General features: G+C 54.0%; 21 protein-coding genes and 1 pseudogene. 16 read left to right on the forward strand and 6 right to left on the reverse strand.

The genetic code is table 11. The annotated features are described in order from the left end of the window. Window positions 1–9: 9 nt before the first annotated feature. The 5 genes from dapF (at window position 10) to ACF8PK_RS00370 (ending at window position 5,772) form a co-directional block, all read left to right on the forward strand. Window positions 10–840, forward strand: coding sequence for a diaminopimelate epimerase (dapF, locus tag ACF8PK_RS00350; RefSeq protein WP_004724363.1), 831 nt, complete (start codon window positions 10–12; stop codon window positions 838–840). A gap of 12 nt (window positions 841–852) precedes the next feature. Then, window positions 853–1,557 (forward strand): DUF484 family protein, encoded by a 705-nt coding sequence (locus tag ACF8PK_RS00355; RefSeq protein ID WP_004724364.1) that lies wholly within the window; start codon window positions 853–855, stop codon window positions 1,555–1,557. Further along, window positions 1,529–2,458, forward strand: coding sequence for a tyrosine recombinase XerC (xerC, locus tag ACF8PK_RS00360; protein WP_004724367.1), 930 nt, complete (start codon window positions 1,529–1,531; stop codon window positions 2,456–2,458). Before ACF8PK_RS00355 ends, xerC begins: the two co-directional genes overlap by 29 nt. Window positions 2,459–2,461: 3 nt before the next feature. Beyond that, on the forward strand, window positions 2,462–3,181 hold the full coding sequence (yigB, locus tag ACF8PK_RS00365; RefSeq protein ID WP_392439486.1) for a 5-amino-6-(5-phospho-D-ribitylamino)uracil phosphatase YigB: 720 nt from the start codon (window positions 2,462–2,464) through the stop codon (window positions 3,179–3,181). A gap of 107 nt (window positions 3,182–3,288) precedes the next feature. Continuing rightward, the gene (locus ACF8PK_RS00370) at window positions 3,289–5,772 is read left to right on the forward strand and encodes an EAL domain-containing protein (protein ID WP_238770618.1); all 2,484 of its coding nucleotides are present in this window, start codon (window positions 3,289–3,291) and stop codon (window positions 5,770–5,772) included. Window positions 5,773–5,791: 19 nt separating this feature from the next. Here ACF8PK_RS00370 and ACF8PK_RS00375 read toward each other — a convergent pair whose 3' ends face one another. Together ACF8PK_RS00375 and ACF8PK_RS00380 are read right to left on the reverse strand one after the other, a co-directional pair. Continuing rightward, complete coding sequence (locus tag ACF8PK_RS00375) at window positions 5,792–6,388, reverse strand: tRNA-uridine aminocarboxypropyltransferase (RefSeq protein ID WP_392439488.1); 597 nt, start codon at window positions 6,386–6,388, stop codon at window positions 5,792–5,794. After that, complete coding sequence (locus ACF8PK_RS00380) at window positions 6,385–7,914, reverse strand: COG3650 family protein (RefSeq protein WP_392439490.1); 1,530 nt, start codon at window positions 7,912–7,914, stop codon at window positions 6,385–6,387. The genes ACF8PK_RS00375 and ACF8PK_RS00380 overlap by 4 nt, the downstream gene beginning before the upstream one ends. A gap of 41 nt (window positions 7,915–7,955) precedes the next feature. Here ACF8PK_RS00380 and ACF8PK_RS00385 point away from each other — a divergent pair. Continuing rightward, window positions 7,956–8,033, forward strand: a pseudogene (locus ACF8PK_RS00385) (EVE domain-containing protein); the annotation flags it as partial. 117 nt (window positions 8,034–8,150) lie between these two features. Here the strand turns inward: ACF8PK_RS00385 and ACF8PK_RS00390 are convergent. Together ACF8PK_RS00390 and ACF8PK_RS00395 are read right to left on the reverse strand one after the other, a co-directional pair. After that, complete coding sequence (locus ACF8PK_RS00390) at window positions 8,151–8,978, reverse strand: Cof-type HAD-IIB family hydrolase (protein ID WP_004724378.1); 828 nt, start codon at window positions 8,976–8,978, stop codon at window positions 8,151–8,153. Between the two features lie 114 nt (window positions 8,979–9,092). Next, the gene (locus tag ACF8PK_RS00395; RefSeq protein ID WP_392439492.1) at window positions 9,093–10,073 is read right to left on the reverse strand and encodes an alpha/beta fold hydrolase; all 981 of its coding nucleotides are present in this window, start codon (window positions 10,071–10,073) and stop codon (window positions 9,093–9,095) included. Between the two features lie 84 nt (window positions 10,074–10,157). Between ACF8PK_RS00395 and rhtB the strand changes: the two genes are divergently transcribed. The 6 genes from rhtB (at window position 10,158) to arsJ (ending at window position 15,246) form a co-directional block, all read left to right on the forward strand. Next, window positions 10,158–10,775, forward strand: a complete 618-nt coding sequence (rhtB, locus tag ACF8PK_RS00400; protein WP_014204250.1) for a homoserine/homoserine lactone efflux protein — start codon at window positions 10,158–10,160, stop codon at window positions 10,773–10,775. Between the two features lie 33 nt (window positions 10,776–10,808). Continuing rightward, complete coding sequence (locus tag ACF8PK_RS00405; protein WP_004724383.1) at window positions 10,809–12,035, forward strand: EAL and HDOD domain-containing protein; 1,227 nt, start codon at window positions 10,809–10,811, stop codon at window positions 12,033–12,035. Between the two features lie 91 nt (window positions 12,036–12,126). Continuing rightward, window positions 12,127–12,462, forward strand: coding sequence for a metalloregulator ArsR/SmtB family transcription factor (locus ACF8PK_RS00410; protein ID WP_004724386.1), 336 nt, complete (start codon window positions 12,127–12,129; stop codon window positions 12,460–12,462). Between the two features lie 10 nt (window positions 12,463–12,472). Continuing rightward, window positions 12,473–13,477, forward strand: coding sequence for an ArsJ-associated glyceraldehyde-3-phosphate dehydrogenase (locus tag ACF8PK_RS00415; protein ID WP_154180511.1), 1,005 nt, complete (start codon window positions 12,473–12,475; stop codon window positions 13,475–13,477). Continuing rightward, window positions 13,474–13,971: a cyclin-dependent kinase inhibitor 3 family protein gene (locus ACF8PK_RS00420; RefSeq protein ID WP_158141319.1), complete on the forward strand. Its 498-nt coding sequence runs from the start codon at window positions 13,474–13,476 to the stop codon at window positions 13,969–13,971. Before ACF8PK_RS00415 ends, ACF8PK_RS00420 begins: the two co-directional genes overlap by 4 nt. 48 nt (window positions 13,972–14,019) lie before the next feature. Continuing rightward, window positions 14,020–15,246 (forward strand): organoarsenical effux MFS transporter ArsJ, encoded by a 1,227-nt coding sequence (arsJ, locus tag ACF8PK_RS00425; protein ID WP_014204253.1) that lies wholly within the window; start codon window positions 14,020–14,022, stop codon window positions 15,244–15,246. 43 nt (window positions 15,247–15,289) lie between these two features. Here arsJ and ACF8PK_RS00430 read toward each other — a convergent pair whose 3' ends face one another. Next, the gene (locus tag ACF8PK_RS00430) at window positions 15,290–15,760 is read right to left on the reverse strand and encodes a Dps family protein (RefSeq protein ID WP_004724392.1); all 471 of its coding nucleotides are present in this window, start codon (window positions 15,758–15,760) and stop codon (window positions 15,290–15,292) included. 230 nt (window positions 15,761–15,990) lie between these two features. Between ACF8PK_RS00430 and ACF8PK_RS00435 the strand changes: the two genes are divergently transcribed. Continuing rightward, complete coding sequence (locus ACF8PK_RS00435; protein WP_038150728.1) at window positions 15,991–17,004, forward strand: acyltransferase; 1,014 nt, start codon at window positions 15,991–15,993, stop codon at window positions 17,002–17,004. On the opposite strand, the gene ACF8PK_RS00440 is transcribed toward ACF8PK_RS00435, so the two are convergent. After that, window positions 17,001–17,330 (reverse strand): DUF2500 domain-containing protein, encoded by a 330-nt coding sequence (locus tag ACF8PK_RS00440; protein ID WP_004724395.1) that lies wholly within the window; start codon window positions 17,328–17,330, stop codon window positions 17,001–17,003. The two genes, ACF8PK_RS00435 and ACF8PK_RS00440, sit on opposite strands and share 4 nt — an antisense overlap. Before the next feature lie 232 nt (window positions 17,331–17,562). Here ACF8PK_RS00440 and ACF8PK_RS00445 point away from each other — a divergent pair, with 232 nt between their 5' ends. The 3 genes from ACF8PK_RS00445 (at window position 17,563) to ACF8PK_RS00455 (ending at window position 19,760) form a co-directional block, all read left to right on the forward strand. After that, window positions 17,563–17,931: a hypothetical protein gene (locus tag ACF8PK_RS00445; RefSeq protein WP_004724398.1), complete on the forward strand. Its 369-nt coding sequence runs from the start codon at window positions 17,563–17,565 to the stop codon at window positions 17,929–17,931. An 895-nt stretch (window positions 17,932–18,826) separates the two neighbouring features. After that, complete coding sequence (locus tag ACF8PK_RS00450) at window positions 18,827–19,456, forward strand: lysoplasmalogenase (RefSeq protein WP_004724399.1); 630 nt, start codon at window positions 18,827–18,829, stop codon at window positions 19,454–19,456. A gap of 67 nt (window positions 19,457–19,523) precedes the next feature. After that, on the forward strand, window positions 19,524–19,760 hold the full coding sequence (locus tag ACF8PK_RS00455; protein ID WP_004724402.1) for a YecH family metal-binding protein: 237 nt from the start codon (window positions 19,524–19,526) through the stop codon (window positions 19,758–19,760). Window positions 19,761–19,803: the final 43 nt, after the last annotated feature.

Here is a 19,803-nt window from a genome sequence, read left to right on the forward strand (position 1 = left end):
TGACGACTTATGCATTTCCATTTTTCTAAAATGCACGGTTTGGGTAATGACTTCATGGTCGTGGACTGCATTACCCAGAACGTTTTCTTTTCCCCTGAGTTGATCCGCCGTATGGCGGATCGTCATACCGGGGTGGGCTTTGACCAACTGTTGGTGGTTGAAGCGCCTTACGATCCAGAGACCGACTTTCATTACCGCATCTTCAACGCCGATGGCAGCGAAGTAGAACAGTGTGGCAACGGCGCGCGCTGTTTTGCCCGCTTTGTGCGCATGAAAGGCCTGACCAACAAATACAGCATCAGCGTCAGCACCAAGAAAGGCAAAATGGTGCTGATTGTCGAAGACGATGATCAGATTACCGTCAACATGGGTGTGCCGGAATTTGAGCCGAGCAAAATCCCATTCCGTGCCAAGCAAGCGGAAAAAACCTACATCATGCGTGTGGAAGAGCAAACCCTGTTCTGTGGCGCGGTGAGCATGGGGAATCCGCACGTGGTGACGGTGGTGGATGACGTAACGACTGCCAATGTCGAGACGCTGGGACCGCTGTTGGAATCACACGAGCGTTTCCCGGAGCGCGTGAATGCGGGCTTTATGCAGGTGCTCAATCGCAATGAAGTGAACTTGCGTGTGTACGAACGCGGCGCGGGTGAAACTCAGGCCTGTGGCAGCGGCGCGTGTGGCGCAGTGGCTGTGGGCGTGGTGCAAGGGTTGCTTGATGATACCGTCACGGTGCATCTGCCGGGCGGCGATTTAGAAATCAGCTGGCAAGGTCCGGGTAAACCGCTGTACATGACTGGCCCTGCGACGCACGTCTTTGACGGCCAGCTCTCTTGCTAATAAGGATTTGTTGTGTCGCAACTGGAAGCTGATGCGCTGACGGCCGAAGTGGTCGCAGAGTATCTCAAAGACCATCCGGACTTCTTTTCTCACCGTCCGGATCTGGTGGACCGGTTGGCACTGCCGCATCAGGAGATGGGGTCGGTGTCACTGGTGCACATTCAAATGGCGCGTCAGCGCCAGCGAATCGATGAGTTGGAAGAAGAGATCACCACCTTGATGTCTCTGGCCGCCAACAACGATCGCACCTTTCATGAATTCATGGACTTGCAAGAGCAGATCCTGCAATGTGCCACGCTGACCGAAGTGTGCCGCGCGATTGAAGCCAAAGCGCAGTTGCTTGGCTTAACCGCGTATGTGCGCCTTTTGGGTCACGACCACCCTCGTTATGCCCTGAGCAAAGAGCAGTGGCAACGATTTTCAACCAATCATTTCAATGGCAAAAGCGCCTATCTCGGCCGTTTGCGTCAGGTGGATCGCCATCATCTGTTCGGTGAAGATCATCTGGCACCGGAGATGGGATCGTACGTGATTTTGCCGCTGGTCAAACGCAACCCGCAGGGCGTGCTGGCGTTTGCCAGTGACGATGGCGGCCACTTCCAGCCATGCATGGATACGCTGTTTTTGCGTCATCTGGCGCTGGTGTTGTCGCATCTAATTGAGATTCTACCTTGGCAGGTGAACGAACATGATCGACTCAGCCACCCCTCTGCCTGACAGTTTAGGTCGGCCTCTGGAGCGCTTTTACGAGTATTTGCGCAGTGAAAAGGGGCTGAGCTTACACACGCAGCGCAACTACAAACAGCAGCTCACCACCATGGCGCAGCACCTCAACCACATGGGGCTCAATCAATGGCAGCAAGTGGATGCCGGTTGGGTGCGCCAATTGGCGAGTAAAGGCATGCGCGACGGCATGAAAGCCAGCAGTTTGGCGACTCGCTTGTCGTCGCTGCGCAGCTTTTTTGATTTTCTGATCCTGCGTGGCGAGCTGAATGCCAACCCAGCCAAAGGGGTGTCGGCGCCGCGCAAGAAACGCCCGCTGCCGAAAAACCTCGATGTGGACGAAATGGCGCAGTTGCTGGAAGTGAACGAAGACGACCCCCTGTCGATTCGTGATCGCGCCATGATGGAACTGATGTACGGCGCGGGCCTGCGTTTGGCTGAGCTGGTGGCGATCAATGTGCGCGATGTGAGCCTCAGCGCCGGCGAAATTCGCGTTATCGGTAAAGGTAACAAAGAGCGTAAAGCGCCGTTTGCCGGCCAAGCCAAAGAGTGGGTCGGGAAATGGCTCAAGGTGCGTAGTTCGCTGCTCAAAGGCGACGAACCCGCGCTGTTTATCTCTCAACTGGGCGCGCGTATCTCGCACCGCAACGTGCAAAAACGTATGGCGGAATGGGGCCACAAGCAGTCGGTGGCCAGCCACATCAGCCCGCACAAATTACGCCACTCGTTTGCCACCCACATGTTGGAATCGAGCAACAACCTGCGCGCGGTGCAAGAGCTGCTCGGACACGAGAACATCTCCACCACGCAAATTTATACCCATTTGGATTTTCAACATTTGGCGGAAGTGTATGACCAAGCGCATCCGCGTGCGCACAAAAAAGCCAAGGAGTAACCGATGCTGATTTACCGCAACTTGCCGCCCATTCAAGCCCTCACCTTTGATTTGGATGATACCCTGTACGATAACCGCCCGGTGATTCGTCATGTGGAGCAGCAAGTGGCGGCATGGTTGCATCGGGAACACCCAGTCGCGGCGACGCAGCCGATGGCGTGGTGGAAGGCTCTCAAGCTGCGCATCGCGCAAGACAACCCATGGTTGCCGCACGATGTCACCTTGTGGCGGTATGAGCAGATTCGCCAAGGGTTGCTGGCGCTCGGCTATGCGCCGCTCCAAGCCGAGCAAGCAGCGAATGACACCATCGACCAAATGACGCAGCTGCGCAGCTGCGTTGATGTGCCTGAAGAAACCCACCGCGTGATGAGCCATTTGGCGACGAAGGTGCCGCTGGTGGCGATCACCAACGGCAATGTCGATGTCGAAAAAATTGGCCTCAGCCGTTATTTTCAACGTGTTTTCAAAGCCGGGCCGGATGGCCATGCTAAACCGTATCCCGATATGTTTGATAAAGCGCGCGCTTTTCTGGCGTTGCCGGCGCAGGCCATTTTACACGTGGGTGACCACCCGGTGACGGATGTGCAAGGCGCCAAACAGTGCGGTTTTCAAGCCTGCTGGTACAACGATCAAGGTCTCACCCTACGTGCAACGCCGCAGATGAAACTGCTGCCGGACGTTGAAATAGAGACGCTATCTCAACTTAATCAACTGATTCTGTGAATCAACGTTGTGATTTCCATTCACAACAATTAACTTCTTAGTCAGTATGTTTTAAGGTAATCAGTTCGTTGGATCGCCAGTCACTCATGATGAGTTAGTTGGATTACATGTTTACATCCTCTCTTTTTATCCCAGCACATCAATCGCTACACCATGCCCTGTCGGCTTTCGAGTTTTCTGCGCAGGGCCAGACACTCATTCAGGTGTTCTCCAGCCTGCCCGCTCAAGACATTACCCCGTTTGCCGAACAGATCGTTCAGCGCTATCCCGACGCGCAGTTGGTGGGGCTGAGCACCGGGCAGATCATTCACAACGGAGACATTCATCATCAAGGCACTTTGCTGCTGATGACGCAGTTTGCGGAGGCCACGGTGAGCGCGGCGGTCAGCCGTTTTAGCAACAACCCGGTGCGAGACACTCAAACACTGGTCACCGCGCTGGCGCTGCAGCCCAATACCCAAGCGATACTCTGTTTTGCCGAGTACCTGAGTATGGAGCGCTCTGAACGCATTGGTGCGTTCAACCATTTGGCGCCGAATGTGCCGGTGGCAGGGGGTGCCGCCTCAGATGGTGACGACGGCCGTTGGGTGCTGTTGGGGACGCAAACCTATCGCGATGCGATGGTGGCGGTGGCATTGCACGGTGACACATTGCACGCCAGCAATGCGGCGTATACAGAGTGGAACCCGATTGGGCGCCATTTCCGCGTCACCAAGACCGACGGCAAGACGCTGTATCGTCTCGATGACATGCCCGTGCAAGAGGTGTACAACCGCTACCTCGGCGATGGGCAGCATGTGCCGTTTGAGATGCTGCACAACTTTCCGCTCATCAAGGGCGATTTGCAGCAGCAAGATGTCTACGTACCGATGTATGAAGATGAACCGGGGATTGTGCTGAATCAAGCGCTGTCGGTGGGCGACGAAGTGCGTTTCTGCTTTGACCATCCGTCCCTGACCTTAGAACAGGTCTATTTTGGCGCCGAGCAGCTGCGTGCATTTCAGCCAGAGCAGATTTTTGTCTACAACTGCACGTCCCGCTTGGAATTTATTGAAGAGAACCAAGAGCTGTTACCGCTGCAATCGGTCGCGCCAACCCAAGGCTGTTATTGCATGGGGGAGCTGTGGCACGATGGCACGCTGCAACGTTCGCTGCATCACAGCATGACCTACTTGGCACTGCGCGAAGGGGACACGGTTGAGCGCCGCGCTGAACCTTTCTCACTGGGTCGCCATGATGTGATTGCGCCGCTGTTTAGTTTGATTCGCAACTCGCTGAGCGACTTGGACGAGATGAACCACAATCTGGCTTATAAGATTCAAAGCCAAGCCAGCATGCTGACCGCCAGTTATCGCGTCGACCCGCGTACCGGATTACCCAACCGCGTGGTGCTGCGCGAGAAACTGCTGCGCATGGCGGGAAGTCATCATCTGCTGGCGCTCAAGTTAACCAACTTTAACCAAATCAATGAAAAGTACGGGTATCAGGTGGGGGATCGCCTGCTGCAAGATCTCAGCGCCCATTTTCAGCACTATTTGCAGCAACATTTGCCCGGCCGCAGTGAGCTGTTTGCCATCGGGGTGGGCGAATGGGCGACGCTGTTTCGCAGTGAGGCGGATGAAGCATTTATTCACCTGACATTCTCGCAGTTTGTTGATCAGTTGGAACACGTCAATTTCGAGCCGTTTGGGCTGCCGGAAGTGGATTACGTGTCGGTGTCGCTGTGTGCCGGTTTGGTCAGTCGACGTGATTTCCCGGACAAAGACCCGGATGATTTGCTGCTGCGTGCCATCGAAGCACGCCGCCACGCGCATCAACACAACCGTCATTTCTGTAACGCCAGCCAATTGCGCGCGCAAGAGCAGATGCGTCAGGAACGATTGGGATGGTTGTCGTGCGTGAGCCGCGCGGTGTTGGATAACAACGTTTTGGTGTACGCGCAGCCGATCTACAAAGCGCACAGTCATGAACTGGCGTCGTTGGAGTGCTTGGTGCGCATCGATGACGACGGCGAAATTATTCTGCCGGGGCGTTTTTTGCCCATCATCGAAGGCACCCATCTCTACACGCGCCTCAGTCGCCAAATGATCAACCGCACCTTTGACTTGATGCGCGATCGCCATGAAGCGTTTTCGATTAACCTCGCGCCACAAGATTTCATGAGTGAGCGCACGCTGCTCAACTTGGAAGAGGCGATCAAATCGTTACCCGACCCAAGCCGCGTGGGGCTGGAAGTGTTGGAAACGGAGCAGATCAAAGACTACGGCCACATGATTGAAGTGTGTAACCACTTCCGCTCGCTGGGCGCGAGCATCATCGTCGATGACTTTGGCTCGGGATATTCCAACATTGATGAAATCGTCAAACTGGAACCGCAGGTGATCAAGCTCGATGGCAGCCTGATCCGCAACATCGACCAAGACATCAAACAGCGCCGCATTGCACAGCAGTTGGTGCAACTGTGCCAAGTACTGAATGCCAAAACCGTGGCGGAGTTTGTGCATAACGATGAGGTGCGTCGCATCAGTGAAGCGATGGGGGTCGATTACCTACAAGGTTTTCATTTGGGCGCGCCGCAACGGCTCGGTTGAGGCGTGCGGCCGCGCACGATCAAGGATGTGGCCAGCGATGGCCACTCTTATCGGCCTGAAAGATGGCCATAAACTGCGCAAAAAACGCCGCCAAGGCATCGGCCTGCGGCGCCTCATCGAGAGCGCGCAGCAGTTCACATCCCACTTCCAAGGTACACAGGTGCCCGTCGCTTTGATTGCGTCGCAGGCGGTATTGCGACAGCTGTTGCGAACTGAGGGCGACTCGGGGTAAATCCTTAAGCCACGGGCTTTTGCGTTCCATTTTCTTTGCTTCCTGCCAGGTGCCGTCGAGCAAAATAAAATGCGGCTTCCGATGCAACGCGCGTGCTTGCGCCAGTGCGTCTTCCACATGAAGACTCGGCTCGCCCGGATAGACCAACACGGAGTAATGGCTTGGATCGGCGATGCGTGCCTTGAGCGCTGCGTTGGGTTCGACGCGGCTCCAACTGAACGCTTGGCAATCGGGCAGGGCGGCCGTCAGCCAGCGCCCCGTGTTGGTGTCACGCGACCGTTCGTTGTCGTGCATCAGCAACGAGAGTTGCAGCGCACTGGTCAGCTGGGGCACCTGTTGGCACACACATTGGTGAACCAGCAAGCAGTGTGGGCAAGGTGTCACAGTTTCACGCCCGCTTGTTTGGGGGAGAGGCCATCGGCAAATAAGGTCACGCCGCTGATCTCCTCGCTTTGCGCCACGTCGGCCACACTCGGATTGACCGGATAGCTGATGCCGTTGTATTGCAAGCGGTGCGTCGCAGCTTGTGCGCCGCCGCCACTCACCGGCAGCATCAGATCCTGCCATCCATGCGTGTTGTGCTTACCGAGTTGAAAGGGGGTCCGCACCAAAGTAATGCGGCTGTTAAAACGCCACTCCTGATTCTGCTGCTGGAATACCAACAGCGTGCAGCCCCCGGAACCACACCAATCCAACTGCACCAGCAGTTCTGGTTGGTTGTCACCGGTGAGATCGTATTTCAACCAGCGATACTGCGTGTTGTCCGGCGCGGTGTGATGCAATGCAAAGTAGCGACGCAGCGCTTGATCGACATCTTCTTCGTAGTCGTCCCGCGAGACGATCTGGTGATCGCTCAGCGGCGCAGGGCTTGCGGCGGGGGAACTGGCTTGTCGGGCAGAAAATAGCACCAGCCCGCCGTTGGCAATGGGGTAAACCACGTCGCCGACTTTCTCTTTCTCGGCGCTGAGCGTGCTGCCCTCGCGCGTGAAGACGCGTTCCGACACCAAATACTGCTGCTGATGTTGGGTCATCACCACTTGAATTTGACGCGGATTGAGCTGCTGCCAGTAGCCGCGTTCGACAATGTCGGCTTCGCCGCTGCTGTAGTGGTAGCGGGTGGTCGCCATATGATCGGCATCGAGGTTTAAGGTCACGCTAAAGCCTGTAGTTTGGGTGGAACTGGCAAAGTAAGTGCCAACCCACTCCAGCGTTGGATCGCTGTTGCCCAAGGTCGCACAACCTTGGTAGTCACCGCCTTTGAGGCTCAGTTCAGAGCGCCAGCCATACAGCGTGTCGCTCATGCCATCCGCGCACGCTTCGCGTGTCAGGGTCAGTTCGCCATCTTCGAAACGATAAACCCGCTGGTTGGCCGACAACCGGCTGCTGTCAATCGCGAACGTCTGTTTCGGGCCGCCAAGCGGCTGGAATGTCAGGCCATCGGCGGTGTAGTTCATCGACCAGAAGGGTTCGGTGCCAAATGCGCGCGTTGGCGTGGCCGCTAAGTTGCAGCGCTGTGGGTTTTCAGCACTGAGCATGTTCACTTGGTCGACCACAAAGCGCGCGGCGTAATCGCCGTTGTAGCCTGTCTTGCTGGGCGGCGCCAGATGCCCAATCACTTCGCCGTACATGATTTGATAGGGCGAATGGGCTAAATCGGTGGCTTGTTTGACCTGCGTGGGTGACAGGTCAAGCAGCAGTTGTTGATTGCTGCCACACGGGGTGAGCGAGCGCACTTCCGGGCCGATCACGACCTGACCACGCACCACAAACGGTTGGGGTTGAATGGAGGCCGGTTGGTCCAAGCTGGCTTTCGGCGGTTCAGCGGGGGTGGGCTGAGGGCCGGGTGTGCTGGAGCACGCTTGGAGGGCAAGGGCGGTCAGGATTGCGGCTGGGGTTCTCAGCGCCTTCATGGGATCTCTTCCTCGTGACAGAACATTAAACGGGTTTCATTATGGCATATTGGCTGTTCAAAACAGAACCAGACACCATCTCTATTGACACGCGGCGAACACAAAAGGTTTCCTGTTGGGCGGTGAACGTTGATGATTTCGTTATTGGCAAGGCGCATTAGGGCGTGCGCCTTGTGCCTGAGCGCGCAAAAAGGCAGCCGAGGCTGCCTTGGGACGCGATGCAAAGAAGCGCGTGATTAAATCAGGTGCGTTTGCAGGTAGTGCGGCACGGCATCATCGGCGTTGCTGCCGATCACTTCGTTGTTAGGCAGGGCGTGCATCACTTTCTCGTGCGCTGTGCCCATGATGAGGCCTTTGCCTGCCATCGATAGCATTTCCACATCGTTCATGCCATCACCAAACGCGATGCAGTTGTCGAGTGTCAGGCCGAGCGATTCTGCCACGGCTTGCAGCGCATCGCCTTTGGATACGCCGGCACACATCACTTCTAAACACCATGGGGTGGAGAACGCCACGTTCACCTGATCGCCAAAGTGTTGGTTGATGAGGGTTTCGTAGTGCACCAGTTGCTCGTGGTCGTGACTTTCATTGCTGAAAAACACTTTGGCAACGCCGTCGGTCGGGGCCGCATTCACATCAAACAGGTGGTAGCTAAAGCCGGATTCTTCATGGAAGTTACGCAGTACTTCATCTTCACGGTTGAGCAACCATTCGTCATTGCGGTACAGGTGCACGTAAATGTCCGGTTCGTGTTTGACCACATCGATGATCGCTTGCACGAGCTGAGGTGGCACGTTTTTGCTGTACATTTCACGGCCGTTTTGGTCGTGCACGCGCGCGCCATTGGACGTGATCATATAAGCCGGAATGCCCGCAATTTCACGAATGCCCGCCACGTCGACGTGGTGGCGTCCGGTGGCAAAAATGAACGTGTAGCCTTTCTGATGCAGATCGTGCAGCGTCTGTTTGGCAAACGGACTCAGTTGATGATTCGGTGCCAGCAGCGTGCCGTCAAGATCGGAAGCCACAATACGGTATGGCGATGCGTTACGTTCAGTGGTCATAAAACCCTCTTAGTCACAGGTGAAATAGCGGCGATGCTCGCGCGTTTCTGAGCGGTTAGTGTACGTGAAGCGAAAGAGGAAAAAGAGGGTAAACCTACCACAGCAAAATTTCCTCTATTTAGCCTCGCTGGCGTGCGCAAAGTGGCTGAGGACGGCGTCCAGCGCTTGATTGCGATACTGATCTTGTTCAAACAGCAGTTCATGCCGCGCGCCCAGCACCACCTCGATCTCACTGTGCGGGTTGGTGCGTGCCAGTTTGGTCACAAACCGGGTTTGCGCTTGGTTGCTGACGATGGTGTCGGCTTCAGCCTGAATCACCAAAGTGGGCAGCCGCACTTGGCGCGTCAGCAAAATGCACTGTTTGGCACCCATCAACCCTTGCCACACCCAGCGTGTGCTGGGGCCGCCCAGTTTCAGTTCTGGTTTGGCTTCGTACAGGTCGCGGAACCAGCGGTAGCGTACTTCGCTATGGGTGAGCGGGTTGATTTCAAACGGCTTGGGATAATACGCGCTGTAGCCCGGCGCGTAAGTCGGTTTGTGGTAAATGGCCGTGAGCATTTGTGACAGCGGTAGTGCCACCGGACGCAGTTGCCACGCCATGTGCACGCCAAACATCGGTGCGCTGAGCGCCATGGCGTGAAACCCATGTTGCGGATGGGTTTGCACCAAGCGGGTGGCGATCGCGCCGCCCATCGAATGGCCCAAAAGAAAACGCTGTGGATAGCGGCTGAGATCCCACATGTCGAGCAAGCCGGCGAGGTCTTGAACGTAATCGTGGAATTCGCCGACATAACCCATTTCTCGTTCGTCAATCAAGCGGTCAGACAAGCCCTGACCGCGATGGTCGTAGGCATAAATGTCGTATCCTTGCTGAAACAGATCGTAAAACAGTTCTTGATACTTCCAAGCGGATTCGATGCGACCGTTGACCACCACAATGGCTTTGCGGTGTTCCGGCTTGGTTAATGAGCACCAATAGAGTTGGGTCTTGTCGAACGCACGATAAACCCCTTCATCACGCGTGCGCCACAAATCGGCAATCTGATGCTGGATTGCTTGCTCAAAGTTGGACTCTTGAGTATAAGGTGAGGTCATAACACGGGCTCGACTCATCACAATGGGTGAGTATCAAATTAGTTGTCTAAGGTCGCTAGAATAAGCGAGTTGGGAGGAATTGCAATGGATACGCATGTTTGGTTGGCTTATGTGGCGACGGCGATTGTGTTTAGCTTGGCGCCGGGATCCGGCACCGTCAATTCAATCAGTAATGGTTTGAGTTACGGCACGCGCAAGTCGCTGGCCGCCATTGCGGGGCTGCAAATTGGTTTGGCGATTCACATTGTGTTGGTGGGCGCGGGCATTGGCGCCTTGGTGGCACAATCGGCACTGGCGTTTACACTGATCAAATGGGTGGGCGCCGTGTATCTGGTGTGGCTCGGTATTCAAAAATGGCGCGATCGCAGCAGTTTGATGGCGGAGAGTGCCACGCAAAACCAGCGCGCAGGCACGTTGCTGCGTAAAGCGGTGTTGATTAATCTGACCAATCCGAAGTCGATTGTGTTTTTGGTGGCTTTATTTCCACAGTTTCTTGATCCAACAGGGGATCAGCTCACTCAGCTCTTGGTGCTGGGCATCACAACCGTTACCATAGATGCCTTTGTGATGTTGGGCTACACCTCGTTGGCGTCACAGATGGGGCGTTTTATTCGCTCCGATCGCATTATGCGTAAAATTAATCGAGTATTCGGCACCATGTTTATGGGCTGTGGTGCGCTGCTGGCAGCGGCCAAAGCCTAATCATCACCGGCGCCGAATGCGTTTGAGGGTGACATGTATACCACTTATGTAGCACGACAACCCATCTTAAACGCGAAGCGGCAGACATTAGGATATGAACTGCTGTTTCGTGATGGGGAAGAGAATGCGTTTCCTGAGCACATGGACTCTGATCGTGCGACATATCGACTGATTGTCGAAAATTTTCTGGCCGTCGGCACCAACCCGTCGATTGCCCGTTCACGCTGTTTTATTAATTTTCCGTACAAAAGCTTATTGCGCCGCTTGCCGCTGACACTGCCCAGAGAGCAGATCGTGGTGGAGGTGCTGGAAACCTGTTCGCCGACCGATGAACTGCTTGAAGCGGTGCGCGAGCTTGGCGCGCGTGGTTACTTGATCGCGCTGGATGACTTTGTTTATGCGCCGGAGTGGGAGCGATTCCTGCCGTACGTGCACATTGTCAAACTCGACATCATGGCGCTGGGGGTGGATGAAGCGTGCGAATTCGTTCGTCAACGCCTCGATCACGGCAGTCGTCGCCGCTTTTTGGCGGAACGGGTCGAAACCGAAGCGCAGTTTGATCAGACACGCCGCGCCGGGTTTACCTTCTTTCAAGGCTACTTCTTCAGCAAGCCGCAAATCATCAAACAGCGCTACATCAGCCCGGAACACGTGCTGGCGATGCAACTGTTTCAGGAAGTGTGCCGTCCCGACGTTGATTTTGAGCGCATTGAACACATTGTGGCGCAAGACATCGCGCTGTCGTACAAGCTGCTGCGCTTTGTCAACAGCATGTCGGATCGCCTCGCGGTGCCTATCTCTTCATTTCGCCAAGCCTTGGTGTATCTTGGGCAAGATCGGCTGAAAATCTTTGTCTCGCTGGCGGTGGCGTCTTACATCTCGGTCAAAAAGCCCAAAGAGCTGTACAACTTGTCGTTGCAGCGGGCGCAGTTCTGTCAGTTGATGGCATCGCGTCGCCCGTTTGTCGAGTTTAAAGATCAGGCCTTCATCATTGGCCTGTTTTCGGTGCTCGATGCCTTGTTGGACACGTCACTCGGCGAGTTGGTGGAACAGTTGCCGCTGACCAAAGCGATCAAAGATGCGCTCAATCAGCGCATCGGACCGTTTGGCGAATTGCTCAATCTGGAAGAGTGTTTTGAGCATGCTGATTGGCAAGGGGTGGAAAACTGCTGCTTGCAACTGGGGTTGCAGGTCAACGAGGTCACCAACCATCTCGCAGCCGCTCAACGCTGGAGTCAGGATGTGAATCGCCTGCTGTAGATGAAACTTTTATGACAGTGAAAGCACGCGCATTGACGCGTGCTTTTTTGTAATTAAGATATATGGATATGTGAATATATTGGAGATGCCAATGCTACCTCACCAATTTTTCAAGCTGCTGGCGGATGAAACGCGTATGCGCTGCCTGCTGCTGATTGCGCGCGAAAAGCGCCTGTGCGTGTGCGAACTGACGCACGCGCTGCAAGAGAGCCAACCGAAAGTGTCACGCCATCTGGCGCAGTTGCGCCAAAGCGGTGTGCTGGTGGACGAGCGCCAGGGGCAATGGGTGTATTACCAAGTGTCAGACCAGCTCCCGGGCTGGCTGAATAAAATCATCGATGGATTAAAACAATCCAACTGTTTGCAACAACAATACGGCGTCGACAGTCAGCGACTGGCGACCATGGCCGATCGCCCGTGCTGTTAAGGAGAAAAACATGACCATTAAAGTCGGAATCAATGGATTTGGCCGCATTGGCCGTTTGGCAATGCGTGCAGCGTTTGACTGGCCAGACATCGAATTTGTGCACATCAATGATGTGGCGGGTGATACGGCAACACTGGCGCATCTACTGGCGTTCGATTCGGTGCAAGGGCGTTGGCATCATGCGGTGGAAGCGCAAGGCAACACCATGCTGATTGGTGACGCGCGCATCACCACCAGTCAGGAGCGTGACATCAGCGCGGTGGATTGGTCAGGGTGCGATGTGGTGATTGAAGCCACGGGCGTGCATCGCAAAACAGCGTTCTTGAACCAGTATCTGGCGCAGGGCGTCAAGCGAGTGGTGGTGTCGGCACCGGTCAAAGAGCCGGGCATTGCCAACATCGTGGTTGGGGTGAACGACCACATTTTCGACCCCGCGCAGCATCGCATCGTTACGGCGGCTTCGTGCACCACCAACTGCATTGCCCCCGTGGTGAAAGTGATTCACGAAAAACTCGGCATTGAGCAGTCGTCGTTCACCACCATTCACGATTTGACCAACACACAAACCATTTTGGATGCGCCGCACAAAGATTTGCGCCGTGCCCGAGCGTGCGGCATGAGCCTGATCCCAACCACCACCGGCAGCGCGACGGCGATTGTGGAAATTTTCCCAGAACTGGCAGGCAAGATTAACGGTCACGCGGTGCGTGTACCGCTGGCGAATGCGTCGCTGACCGACATCATTTTTGATGTGAAACGCGATACCACCGCCGAAGAAGTCAATGCGCTGCTGAAAGAAGCCGCGCAAGGTGAGCTGCAAGGGATCCTCGGTTTCGAAGAAAAACCGCTGGTGTCGATTGATTACCGCGGTGACCCACGCTCGACTATCGTTGATGCGCTGTCGACCATGGTGGTGGGCACGCGCATGGTGAAAATCTATGCGTGGTACGACAACGAAATGGGTTACGCGACTCGCACCGCTGAACTGGTGCGTAAGGTGGGGCTGGCGAAATGATGCATCCGACATGGGAACTGCCGGTCGAGCAAGCGGCGTTGGTGCTGATGCCGTGCCCGGGTACCAAAGAGGTCAGCTTGTTTGACAGCTTGACGCAACTGAAAGCGCAAGGCGTGCATGTGATTGTCAGCGCGATCACGCGTGACGAGATGGCCGCCAAGCAGGTCGAGCAACTCGGTTATACCGCCCAAGCGCTGGGCATGATGTGGATTCATCTGCCGATTGAAGACGACAGTGTGCCGGATGCGCTGTTTACGGAGCACTGGCCCACCGTCAGCCCGCAACTGCGCAGTGTGCTCAAACGCGGCGACAAAGTGGCGATCCACTGCATGGGGGGATCGGGTCGTACCGGTTTGCTGGCCGGGCATGTGTTACTCGACCTCGGCTGGCCGCTGGATCAGTGTATTGAACGCATTCAGGCTCTGCGTCCGGGCGCGTTTACTAAAGCGGAGCAGCGCTGTTACATCGAACACGTTGCGGGTGTGATCAGCTAATCGAGCTTTGGGATCATCATGATCCCAAAGCTCATGTTGGATCGGAATATGTTGAAAACTTATGCCAAATTAGACCACTCGATCCGTCAGTACATGCTGGTGACGTTCAACTACTGGAACTTCACGCTGACGGATGGTGCGCTGCGCATGCTGGTGGTGCTCTATTTCCATCAGCTCGGTTACGACACGCTGGCGATCGCCTCGCTGTTTCTGTTTTACGAGTTCTTTGGCGTGGTCACCAACCTCATTGGGGGCTGGCTGGGCGCGCGATTGGGGCTCAATCGCACCATGAACGTCGGGCTGGCGATGCAAATCGTTGCGTTGGGAATGCTGGCGCTGCCCAGCGTGTGGCTGACCATTCCTTGGGTGATGGCGGCGCAGGCGCTGTCCGGCATCGCCAAAGACCTCAATAAGATGAGTGCCAAAAGCGCAATTAAAACACTGGTGCCAGATGAACAACAGGGCGCGCTGTATCGCTGGGTCGCCATTTTAACCGGCTCGAAAAACGCCCTCAAAGGTGCGGGATTCTTTTTGGGTGGCGTGTTGCTGACGGCACTCGGTTTTCAGCTTGCGGTGGCGTGCATGGCGGCAGTGCTGGTGCTGGTGCTCATCGGCAGTTTGTGTTGGCTGAGTGCTGACCTTGGCAAAGCCAAAGCCAAGCCTAAGTTCTCGGAAATATTCTCCAAATCGCGGTCGGTGAACATTCTCTCGGCGGCGCGTCTGTTTTTGTTTGGCGCGCGCGATGTGTGGTTTGTGGTTGCACTGCCGGTTTATCTCGGCACGGTGTTTGGCTGGGATCACATCTGGGTGGGCGGCTTTTTGGCGCTGTGGGTCATTGGTTATGGCGTGGTGCAAGGTTTTGCGCCGCGCATGACGGGCAAAGCGCAGGGTAAATTGCCGGATGGTCATGCGGCATTGCGCTGGGCGGTGATGCTGAGTGTGGTGACGGCGGGGGTGGCGATCGGTGTCACGCTGAACTGGCACCCACAATGGGTCATTACCATGGGCTTGATGCTGTTTGGCGCGGTGTTTGCGGTCAACTCATCCCTGCATTCGTATTTGATCGTCAGTTATGCCAAGGGCGATGGCGTGTCGCTCGATGTGGGGTTTTACTACATGGCCAACGCGATGGGGCGTTTAATCGGGACGATCTTATCAGGTTATCTATTTCAGGTGGGGGGGCTGGCCGCATGTCTCTGGGTGTCTTTGGGCTTCCTCATGCTGACCAGCCTTATTTCGCTCGGATTACCGAAACTGTCATCACAAGCCCGTTAAACGGGCTTGTTGCTTGATGGGGGGCAATGTGACGCGGAATGGCTTATTGCAGCCATGCATTCAGCATCCACACCAGTTTTTCTTGTTCACGAATATAGTCGCTCATGAGCGCTGCGGTGCCTTCGTCGCCCGCTTCACCGGCAAGTTCTGCAATGGTACGTTGCTGCGTGATCAGGGCGCTAAACCCGTTCACCAAACCGTTCATGGTGCTCTGACCGTCGGTCGCGTTGGTGTGCTCTTTGATCTCGGTGCTTTCCAAGTAGCTGCTAAAACTGTGCAGTGGTTGGTGGCCCAAGGTCAGAATACGTTCAGCCAGTTCATCGATTTTGAGTTGCAGATCGGTGTAGATCTCTTCAAATTTTGCGTGTAGCTCAAAGAACTCTTTACCTTTGATATTCCAATGGTAACCGCGAGTGTTCATGTAGAACACCTGGTAGTTGGCCAGTAGGCGGTTGAGTGACTGAGCAAGTTGTTGGCTTTGGTTGCGGTCCAGGCCGATTAGATTAGTAGTCATAACACTCACCTTCTTAGTAATCGAAAAATTAAATGGATTTCTGTGAAATCGTTGCAAGTATAATAACCCTGTACTTTGTAGACCTATATTCGATTGTGTGCATCGCTGTAATAGGTATTAGCTATCAAAATCAAAAAGTTTGCGCGAGTTAACCCATCGTTGACCGCTGGTTTACACTTTGGCTACCAATCGTTCTATAGTGAGGTTTCGGTGTTTGATGAGCGTGAGTGATGACGAAACGAATAATCTTTTTTGATATGTTGCGCTGTGTCGCGGCGGTGGCCGTGATCGGCATTCATGTGTTGGCGCCCTATCGGCAGGAATTGGGCACGATTCCTTTGTCGGAGTGGCTGACCGCAGTCACTGTCAATGGCCTCAGTCGCTGGGCGGTGCCTGTGTTTATTCTGATTTCCGGTGCGTTGATGCTGAGCGACCCGCGTCCTTTTGATCTCCATTATTATCTGCGACGTCGCTTAGGCAAGGTGCTGGTGCCTTTCATGATTTGGTCGCTGTTCTATGCGTATCTCTCTGGGTGGAGTGCGAGCGGGTTTGATGGCCAAATCGCGCTTGAGACACTCAAACACAGCCCGCAGCACGAAACCTATTACCATCTGGGCTTTTTCTATTACTTCATTCCGCTTTATTTTGTCATTCCGCTGTTCCAGTGGCTGGTGAAACGGGTCGATACACTGGCGATTTGTGCGTGGGTGGCGGTGTGGATGCTGACCGCGACGCTGTTCCTGTTTTACATCGATGGCGTGTGGAATCTGGAACTGTGGCTCTACAGTGGTTACCTGTTGCTCGGCTATTTGCTGTATCAGAAAGTGCCCAACAATCGCTGGGTGGTGATGGCAGCGCTGTTGCTAGGGGGCGGTGCATTGTACGTCACGGTGACTTCGGTGGTTTCGGTGAGCCTGCAATATCAGAGCTACATCGTCGAGCGCTGGTTGTCGTACAAAACGCTCAATACCATTTTGGCAGCCAGCATGGTGTTTATTCTCTGCCGTGCGTGGGCTGATCATCTGTCGCCACGAGCGCAAACGGTGGTGGCGTTCATCAGTCAGCACAGCTTGGGGATTTACCTACTGCACCCCATCTTCTTGTGGCCGATGAAAGCCTACGGTTGGCATCAGGGACACCCGGGGTGGGTGATCCCTATGTGGATCGTGTTGAGCGGTGCGGCGTCGTTGGGTGTGAGCTGGTTGGTCTCACGCAGCGCGAAAACCCGTTGGTTATTGCCCTAACGTTGCAGGGCAAAATGAATAAAGTCGGTGCCGCGGTAGGTGAGTGTGCCGCGGTCGCCGGGATTCAGCGCGTGGAAATAGTGAATGCCAACCTGAAACTCCCGTTTTGGCCCCCATTGACCTTTTTGGACGTAAACCCAGTATTCTCGGTCATCTTGTCCCGGTAATGGGTGAGGGATATCAATGCTTTGCTTGTCTAACACGGTGACTTGCACGTGGCGCTCCGGCGCGTTCTCCCCGTGTATGTGCCGACGATAGAAACGAGAAAACAACCACAGCCCGACGGCAATCAATCCGCCTAACGCAATCCAAAATACACCCGGCATTCACGCCTCCTTTTTGGTAGCAATGACATTCTAATAATCTGATTTTACGAGCACTTTGACGAAATAACCCGCGTGATGCACAGTAATAGAGATGAGTTTTTCGGCAGGTATCACACTTTCATACTAGGATTGAAGGCTAAGCTAGAAGTGAGCTTTTCTCACCCCTATCTATGGAGTAAGACTCTGTTAACAAGAACGACAAAAACTGAGTGGATGAGCAAGGGAGGCGGTCATGTCCGATAGTGAACAAGTAATGATGCAAACGCGCAGGCTAGAGACATTGCTACGCATGCAATATCACGCCCAAGGGGACTCACTTGAAGCGCTGATCAACAGCTGTGCTGATCGTCTGCCGCATGATGTGTTAGCCAAGCTGCGCTATGTCGCCAGCATTGGTGGGGATGTCACGCAACAGGAGCACTACCAATTAGACGATCGAAAAGCCTTTCTGGCGGTCTGTTTGGAGTGTGAAAAAGAGCTAACCCCACGCAGTGGCCGATTTATTTGGCGAGTGGCGGTGATGTTAATGCTGCTGATGACCTTGGCGGCGATGGTGGTGTATTACATTCATTGGGAAGAGTTATCGCAACATCTGCAGTAAGTACAATATTGAGTATGAAAAAAAGGACGCCTTGGCGTCCTTTTTTGTTGTTTAACAGATGCTTAGTACATCATCGGCAGTGTCATCAAACCAACGATTACTGCGATCATTACTAGTCCTTGTTTCTGAGATGAAGAAATCATAACACTGCTCCTTTAAATTTGTTTCCTTCAGTGAATTTAGAATAGCACTAGTTTAACGGCTTGATCAAGACCATCTTTCTAAAATGGTTAAAAATAGCATTCTATATCTGGCTATCAGCCCTAAAATGGTGAGTTAAATGTGTGGTTTTGGTGCGTTTATCAATTAATCATTGTGAGTTTAAAATAATCTTTATGTTTTATAAAGTATTGAATTTATTGCTTTTATAAAGGTTAACTTGATGTTTCATGATTCCTTTTGTCCGGTTTTTGCTAGTTAGCGGTGTGAGGGAGGTGATTTTTAGGTGAATTCTCATTTTTTAAGAAAATTATTTTTATAGATGAGAATTAATCTCACCTTTTGGTGGTTGGTCCAGTTGTTTCTGAGTGTAAACTTCCTCAATGGTTTTGTTTTTGCATTGCAGGGTGGCTGGCGTGATTTGAGTGGTTGTTTTTATTTAACTTTTTGATTTGTATTTATTTTGGTTTTCAATTATTTGGTGTGTGACGTTGTGTTTCATGCGGTTTTCTTTGGGTTTTGTTATTGAAAACGTTGTTTTTTATCGTGTGGTTAGGCTGGCGGGTTTTTTCTGGGTTTGTTGATGAAAAGGTAAACAGGCCATGATGGGTGATAGTTTTAAACAGCCCCACAGTTTGCGGTTGAATCGCAATCAAGATCCAACTTTTGCCGCTTGGTTCTGGACATCGAATGTCACATGCCTACACTGGCGGCAGATTTCTAAAGAGGTAGAGGCATGTGGAGCTGGATTTCTGTCGCGGTATCGGGACTTATCAGCATTTCTGCGTTTGAAAACAACAAACTCACGCACGCGTTAGTGTTTAAAGTGACGAGTTTAGCCCTGCTTCTCTATATCACCGTGACACATGCTGCGGCTGCTTCAGCGCCGGTCGTGTGGGTCGCTGTGGGCTTGTGCGCGGCGTTGCTGGCCGATGCGCTGCACCTATTGCAATGGCGGCCGAAACTCTGTTTTGGCGCCTTTTTGCTGTCGCAGCTGTTTTACAGCAAAGCGTTCTGGGTACAAATCTCCGGGGCCATCGTCTGGTGGCTACCTGCATTGCTGATTGCCACCAGCATTGTGGCCTTTTTTCTGCTGCTGCCGCAGCTCGATACGCTGATTTTTCCGGTGACGATCATGGGCATCATGCTGTTGCAGATGGCTTGGGCGGCGGGGGAAGTGTGGTTGAAGCTGCCTTCCGATGCTTCACTGGCTGGGTTTGTGGGCAGCTTGGTGTTGATGTTGTCGGCGTTGCTGCTGGCCATCCATGACTATCGGCACCCCTTGCCGTTGGGTCAGTACCTGATTTCTGGCAGCTATTTGTTGGCGCAAGGGCTGATTGTGGCCTCGGTTGTGCTGTTGCCCTGAGCTACGTCAAAGCCAAGCGGCACTCCGTTGGGTACAGTTGATTTTTTCTACCCAAGCGAGAACGCTCATGACACCGGACATTCATGCTCATCAAGTCCTCCACCTGATCAAACAAACCCCAATGACCGAAAGCGCGCTGCGTGACGTGGTATGCCGCGAATTTGGTGCTAACGCACGTTTCCATACCTGCAAACTCAGCGGGTTGGATTTGGACAGCTTGCTGACCTTCTTCCAAGACAAACGCAAAGTGGTGATTGAGGACGGTCTCTGGCATCTCAACCAAGCGCGTGTGTGCCAACATTAATGGCCGGAAACGGCGCATTTTTCACCGTAATACACATCGAAAT

Origin of the sequence: Vibrio sp. CJQ_6, assembly GCF_043106745.1 — a bacterium.
GTDB classification, from domain to species: Bacteria; Pseudomonadota; Gammaproteobacteria; order Enterobacterales; family Vibrionaceae; genus Vibrio; species Vibrio furnissii.